This is a genomic window from uncultured Paraglaciecola sp. (genome assembly GCF_913058035.1).
Classification (GTDB): Bacteria; Pseudomonadota; Gammaproteobacteria; order Enterobacterales; family Alteromonadaceae; genus Paraglaciecola.
Genome location: NZ_CAJXPA010000224.1, coordinates 1 through 5677, shown reverse-complemented (window position 1 = coordinate 5677; position 5677 = coordinate 1). Strand labels below are relative to the sequence as shown.

The window sequence follows — 5677 nt, the reverse complement described above, 5'->3', positions numbered from 1 at the left end:
GAATAGACACTTCCATTAAGCACTGTAAATCTACTGCCTTTTCCACTTCATAAACTATTGGGTTTGATGAGTAAACCGAGCTCATTCATAGACCATATAAAACTAGCGTTTTAGCCTGTTCTTTGCTGTAATAGAGTAACTTTTTAAGTGATAAAGCCTATAATATGCAAATTGGTTGGCGCGAATTTATTAAAAGTCGATTCAGAAAAACATCGAAATTTTATTCTCTAGGGATTGAAATAGGTGTTAGAGATTTTCATGTGTCTACTCTACAAAAAGTTAAAGATAAGATTGTATGGGTTGAGCAAAACTCCTTCCCGATAGAAAATTGGCAAACTACGCTCAAAACATATGTCGTCAATAATAATCTAGCCAACACCCAATGCAACATATCCATTTCCATTTCGCAGTACCAACTTTTACAGGTAGACAAACCACCTGTCGAAGATTCGGAGCTGAACCAAGCACTCCAATGGACAATTAAAGAACAACTATCCAGTGATGAGCGATTTACTATTGATTATTTTGATCCCCCAGCTGCTGCAGTTAATGCTGAAAAATTAAATGTTGTTGCAATAATGACAAAGCATATTCTAGAAATTCGTGATGGAATTTTAAAAGCGGGTCTAGCACTCAACAACATAGGTATTGGAGAATTAGCTACCTGCAATTTATTGGCGCACAGTGACGATGCTATTATTACTTTGAACCAAGAGGAAGGCGGGCAGCTTTGCTTAAACATTGTTAAACGTAATCAACTATTTTTTTCAAGGCGTTTGCGCGGTTATGAGAATCTAAAAAGTTTTACTCAAGAAGAAATTAAAATTGGTGTGATTGATAATTTAAGTCTAGAAATTCAACGTTCTATGGATTATTTTGAGAGTCAGCTACGACAAGCACCTGTCAAAAAAGTATATGTTTATTTAGATACTGTTCATCAATATGCTCTTGCAGAGATGCTTACACAAATTATTTTTATCCCTGTGGAGGTATTTATACCTAATGTGTCCAATGAAACAAATGTGCCAATAACTCCATCGGCCCTTGCAAGCTTAGGCGCAGCGGTCGACAATGCGAGTTTGATTGCTTAATGAAAAATAGAGTTAATCTTTACCATGCGAGCATTCAACCAAAGCTCCAGTTGCTGACTCTGTCTAGTGTGCTTGTGATTTGGTTAGTTGCAACAATACTTTGCAGCTTCCTATATTTTTATATGGTATCCGAACAGCAAAAACTTCAATCTGAAGTCACTATGCTTGAGAGTAATAAAAAACAACAAAAGACATTACTAAATGAACTTAAAAACGCTGTAGAAAACCTTAAAATGGATCTAAGTTTAGTTGAGAAGGTTGAAGAAAAACAAAAGCTTATCGGACTCAAACAACGCGTATTAAATGAGTTGGCGGGTCAGGAGGACCTTAAATCTATCGGATTTTCAAAACTTATGTTAGACCTCGCCAGTCATAGCCAAGATCAGTTGTGGCTAACCCGTATAAACTTAAATGGTACCAGTGTTGTCATAGAAGGCGCCGCAACAGACTCTTTTATTGTGCCTAAATGGCTCGGATTGCTGGGCAAAACCGATTATTTTAAAGGGCAAGAATTTTCTGATACTAGGCTCTACCGAGATCCTGAACAACAACTCAATTTTGTTATTTCAACAGGTGAACAACTGACAATAATAAAAGGCTCCAACAATGACTGATTCTTTGACCCATCAATATAGGAAACTGTCGATTAAGTTCATCAAGGTAAGTTTACGGGAACAGGTTTTAATTTTAGTTTGTGGCCTAGCTGTTTTGATATTAATTATATTCACCTTTTTTCTAGAGCCACTGTCAGACAATTCGAAGAAGTTAAAGCAAAACATCTTTAGTGCCGAAAAAGAAATAACTTCTTTGGCAGGGCAAGTAGTTGATTTGACCAACAAGCTCAAGACTGATCCAAATGTCCCCATACTTAAAAGAATTAGTATGTTGGAAAGTCGAATTCAAAGCATCGATAGACAATTAGGGGAACAAACAAATAACTTAGTCCCAGCAAATAAAATGGCAAGTATGTTAGAAAGTGTATTGGCTGGCAGTAAAAGGTTAAAACTCATTGAGTTACGGTCTATTGCGCCTACCCCTCTATTATTGGAACAACGCCAAACAACGGATGAACCTGGAGCAGGTCTCTATCGCCACGGTGTTTCATTAATGTTTGAAGGGAGATATTTTGATATTCAACAGTATTTAGAGAGACTTGAAGCATTGCCGTGGCAATTTTATTGGAAAAAATTTGACTATTTAGTCGATGATTACCCAACTGCAAGTGTTGAACTGGAAATATATACGCTAAGCACCAACAAAGCTTTTATAGGGATTTAGTGCAGATGAAAAATTTATTATTACTCTTCTTTTGTTTAACAAATGCGCAAGCTAACACATTAGAAGATCCGACCAAGCCTAATAGAAATGAACACATATCTACCGTTTATGAGAATTCAGATGAGTTGACGCCAGCGGCTTTAAAATTGACTGCGATCATCATTAATAGCATAAGCAAACAAGCTATAATCAATGGTATAAGTTTTACAGAAGGACAACAAGTTCAAGGTTATAAGGTAATTTTTATTAGCCAAAACCATGTGGTATTAAATAGTTCAGATGGCAAGCAGTCACTTTTTGTCAATAATAACAACATAAAAAAAGACGCAAATAATGGTTCTTAACAAACTACTTCTTATGGGCATGATATTGATCGTTTGTTCATGCCAGAGTCAGCATAAAACGGCGGCCGTGTCTCATTCCTTAGAATCTGCCATCGCCGAATATGAAAATAAACAAGTACAAGGTGACCAGACTCAAGTAGGTCGGTCCTTGCTCACAGTTCCCGATGAAGTTAATCAGGCACTGTTACCTAATTCGGGCAATGCAACAAACCAACTCTTTGGTGAATCGAAGTACGATATTAATGCTCAAAAAGTGGATGCCGCTGTGTTTTTTAACAGCATAGTTAAAGGTACGCCTTACAGTGTCGCTATCCATCCAGACGTTGTAGGAGAAATATCACTTGATCTAAAACAAGTAGCGCTGACAGATGTGTTTGATTTAGTTGCTGAGTTGTATGGTTATGAAATTGAGCGCAAGCGAAACATCTACCGTGTTTATCCTGCTGGGATGAGAACTGAGACATTCGCTGTTAACTATTTATTAATGACCAGAGATGGAACAACCCAAACAAGTATTACCTCGGGTGGTGTGACACAAAGCTCTAGAGGTAGTGGTGGTGGTAGCGGTAGTAATAGGAGTGGAAGTAATAATTCTCAAAACAGCTTTAGTGGTAATTCAAGTAGCTCTAGTAGCGGCAGCAGCAATAGCGTTAGTTCAGGCAACAATAGCAACGGCACAAATATACAGACTCGCACCGCGACCGATTTTTGGACCGAATTGTTGGCGACTTTGAAGACTATGCTTGGTGAAGGTGACGGAAAAAGTGTGATGGTGACGCCACAAGCTGGTTTAGTGACAGTTCGTGCCATGCCTAAAGAAATAAGGGCTGTAAAAGCCTTCCTAGATGTTTCTGAAGAAATTATTCAAAGGCAAGTCATTCTCGAAGCCAGAATCATAGAGGTAGCATTAGACGATGGTTATCAGCAGGGCATCAATTGGGGGCAAATTTTAGCCAACAGCGGTTCAACTGATTTTCAGTTTTCTAACAGCGCAGGGGCTATTGGTAATAATATTAGCGCCGCATTAGGTAATGTGACGAGTCTGTCATTTATTAATAAAGACTTTTCTGGTGTTTTATCACTGCTCTCTACTCAGGGTAATGTTCAGGTGTTGTCTAGTCCCCGTGTAACAGCAATAAATAATCAAAAAGCAGTCATTAAAGTTGGTGACGACGAATATTTTGTTACTGATGTATCGAGTCAAAGTACTGTATCTAACAATGCAACTTCTGTGACCCCTAATATTGAATTGACTCCTTTCTTTTCAGGTATTGCTTTAGATGTCACGCCACAAATTGATGCAGATGGAATGGTTTTATTGCATGTGCATCCTTCAGTAATAGAAACCCAAGAACAAGAGAAAATCGTTACCTTAAACCAGGAACAATTTGTTTTGCCTCTTGCACAAAGCAACATTCGCGAATCTGATACCGTTATTCGGGCTAAATCTGGTGAGATAGTAGTAATTGGTGGATTAATGCAGTCAATAATTACTGAAACTGAATCGAAGACGCCTCTGCTTGGTGATATTCCTATCTTTGGCAATCTGTTTAAAAACAAGCGAAAAAGTGAAGTCAAAAAAGAATTAGTGATTTTGATTAAACCAACTGTAGTAGGTAAAGACACTTGGAAACAGGAGTTAAGACGTAGCAGAGATCAAATGGCCGATTGGCTGCACGTGGATTAAATTATGTATCTATACCACTATGGTATTAAAGAACTACCTTTCACACTGACACCTAACACGCGTTATTTCTTTGGCCTGCCTAGTCATAAAGAAGCAATTCAGGTGTTATTAACCACACTCAAAGCTGGGGAAGGTTTTATTAAAGTTACCGGGGAAGTGGGAACTGGCAAAACACTCATTTGTCGCAAGCTTTTGAACGAATTACCGAATTATTTCGTCGCCGCTTATATACCCAATCCCTACCTTACTCCTTCTGAACTTAGGCGAGCTGTGGCGAGTGAATTAAATGTAACGTTAACAGATCAGACTGATCAGCAGGAATTTACTCAACGGATCCAACGGCGCCTAATACAGATCCACCAAGAAAACAAAGGTGTCGTACTTATTATTGATGAAGCACAAGCATTGCCAGTAGAAAGTATTGAAGCACTGCGCTTAATGACTAATCTTGAAACCGAATCACGTAAGTTGTTGCAAGTGGTACTGTTTGGACAGCCAGAATTGGATGACAAATTATCATTGCCCGAACTAAGACAATTAAAACAACGGGTCACATTTTCTTATACGCTAAGATTAATGGACACAGATCAAGTTTATCAATACGTAAAACATCGAATGAATGTAGCTAATTACCAAGGTGGTGATTTGTTCAATAAAAAATGTTGCTCGTTACTTTTTAAGGCCAGTAAAGGTACTCCTCGAATAGTCAATGTTCTATGCCACAAGTCTTTAATGTTAGCCTATGGCGAAGGTATGCAAAAAATCACTCCGTCACATGTGAAACTTGCTATAAAAGATACTGAAGCTGCGAACAAAACTAAAAATAATTTGTTCATGTCATGTGTCAGTGTTTTGGTTGTCATGATGGTTTTTAGTTTTGCTTATCTATACAGGTCAGGTTTTGCTATATGAGTGTAGTAAATAAAATGTTGAAAGACCTGGAAGCCCGTCAGTCTCGAACACAGAAGATAGTCGCTGATTATCACCCGCCACAAAAAAAACAATTAAAGTTATTATTTTTGGTAGTACTATCAATATCAATAATTGCAGCTATTATTTTTACCTTAGCAAATAATAGTCAGATATTTTATAAAGGCAATAATACCAAAACCGCACCCTCTATCAATACTCAGCCTTTGCGTCCTTTAGTGTCAACAAAAGCAATGACCGTTGTCGCTAAAAAGGTTCCTTTACTAGAGCTAGTTCAGCCTCAAGTATCTGCAACTCAACATTCTAATAATGATATTGAATTAGGTACGGCTGAAACTGGCGTTACC

General features: G+C 37.9%; 6 protein-coding genes and 1 pseudogene. All 7 read left to right on the top strand.

Translation table 11 applies throughout. From position 1 onward, the window contains the following. The first annotated feature begins 164 nt into the window (after positions 1-164). Complete coding sequence (locus QZ562_RS18945) at positions 165-1091, top strand: MSHA biogenesis protein MshI (RefSeq protein WP_293763717.1); 927 nt, start codon at positions 165-167, stop codon at positions 1089-1091. After that, positions 1091-1705, top strand: a complete 615-nt coding sequence (locus QZ562_RS18940) for a PilN domain-containing protein (protein ID WP_293763714.1) — start codon at positions 1091-1093, stop codon at positions 1703-1705. Before QZ562_RS18945 ends, QZ562_RS18940 begins: the two co-directional genes overlap by 1 nt. Beyond that, positions 1698-2369, top strand: coding sequence for a type II secretion system protein GspM (gspM, locus tag QZ562_RS18935; protein ID WP_293763711.1), 672 nt, complete (start codon positions 1698-1700; stop codon positions 2367-2369). The genes QZ562_RS18940 and gspM overlap by 8 nt, the downstream gene beginning before the upstream one ends. 5 nt (positions 2370-2374) lie before the next feature. Then, positions 2375-2713 (top strand): hypothetical protein, encoded by a 339-nt coding sequence (locus QZ562_RS18930; RefSeq protein WP_293763708.1) that lies wholly within the window; start codon positions 2375-2377, stop codon positions 2711-2713. Then, positions 2703-4400 (top strand): pilus (MSHA type) biogenesis protein MshL, encoded by a 1698-nt coding sequence (gene mshL, locus QZ562_RS18925; protein ID WP_293763705.1) that lies wholly within the window; start codon positions 2703-2705, stop codon positions 4398-4400. Before QZ562_RS18930 ends, mshL begins: the two co-directional genes overlap by 11 nt. A gap of 3 nt (positions 4401-4403) precedes the next feature. Next, positions 4404-5312: an AAA family ATPase gene (locus QZ562_RS18920; RefSeq protein ID WP_293763702.1), complete on the top strand. Its 909-nt coding sequence runs from the start codon at positions 4404-4406 to the stop codon at positions 5310-5312. Next, positions 5309-5677: pseudogene (locus QZ562_RS18915) on the top strand (MSHA biogenesis protein MshN); the annotation flags it as partial. The gene QZ562_RS18920 and the pseudogene QZ562_RS18915, both read left to right, overlap by 4 nt.

What these genes read in the sequence shown, in the direction of transcription:
- gspM (WP_293763711.1), top strand. Translation starts at nt 1,698, where the DNA reads ATGACTGATTCTTTGACCCATCAATATAGGAAACTGTCGATTAAGTTC.
- QZ562_RS18920 (WP_293763702.1), top strand. Translation starts at nt 4,404, where the DNA reads ATGTATCTATACCACTATGGTATTAAAGAACTACCTTTCACACTGACA.
- QZ562_RS18940 (WP_293763714.1), top strand. Translation starts at nt 1,091, where the DNA reads ATGAAAAATAGAGTTAATCTTTACCATGCGAGCATTCAACCAAAGCTC.
- mshL (WP_293763705.1), top strand. Translation starts at nt 2,703, where the DNA reads ATGGTTCTTAACAAACTACTTCTTATGGGCATGATATTGATCGTTTGT.
- QZ562_RS18945 (WP_293763717.1), top strand. Translation starts at nt 165, where the DNA reads ATGCAAATTGGTTGGCGCGAATTTATTAAAAGTCGATTCAGAAAAACA.
- QZ562_RS18930 (WP_293763708.1), top strand. Translation starts at nt 2,375, where the DNA reads ATGAAAAATTTATTATTACTCTTCTTTTGTTTAACAAATGCGCAAGCT.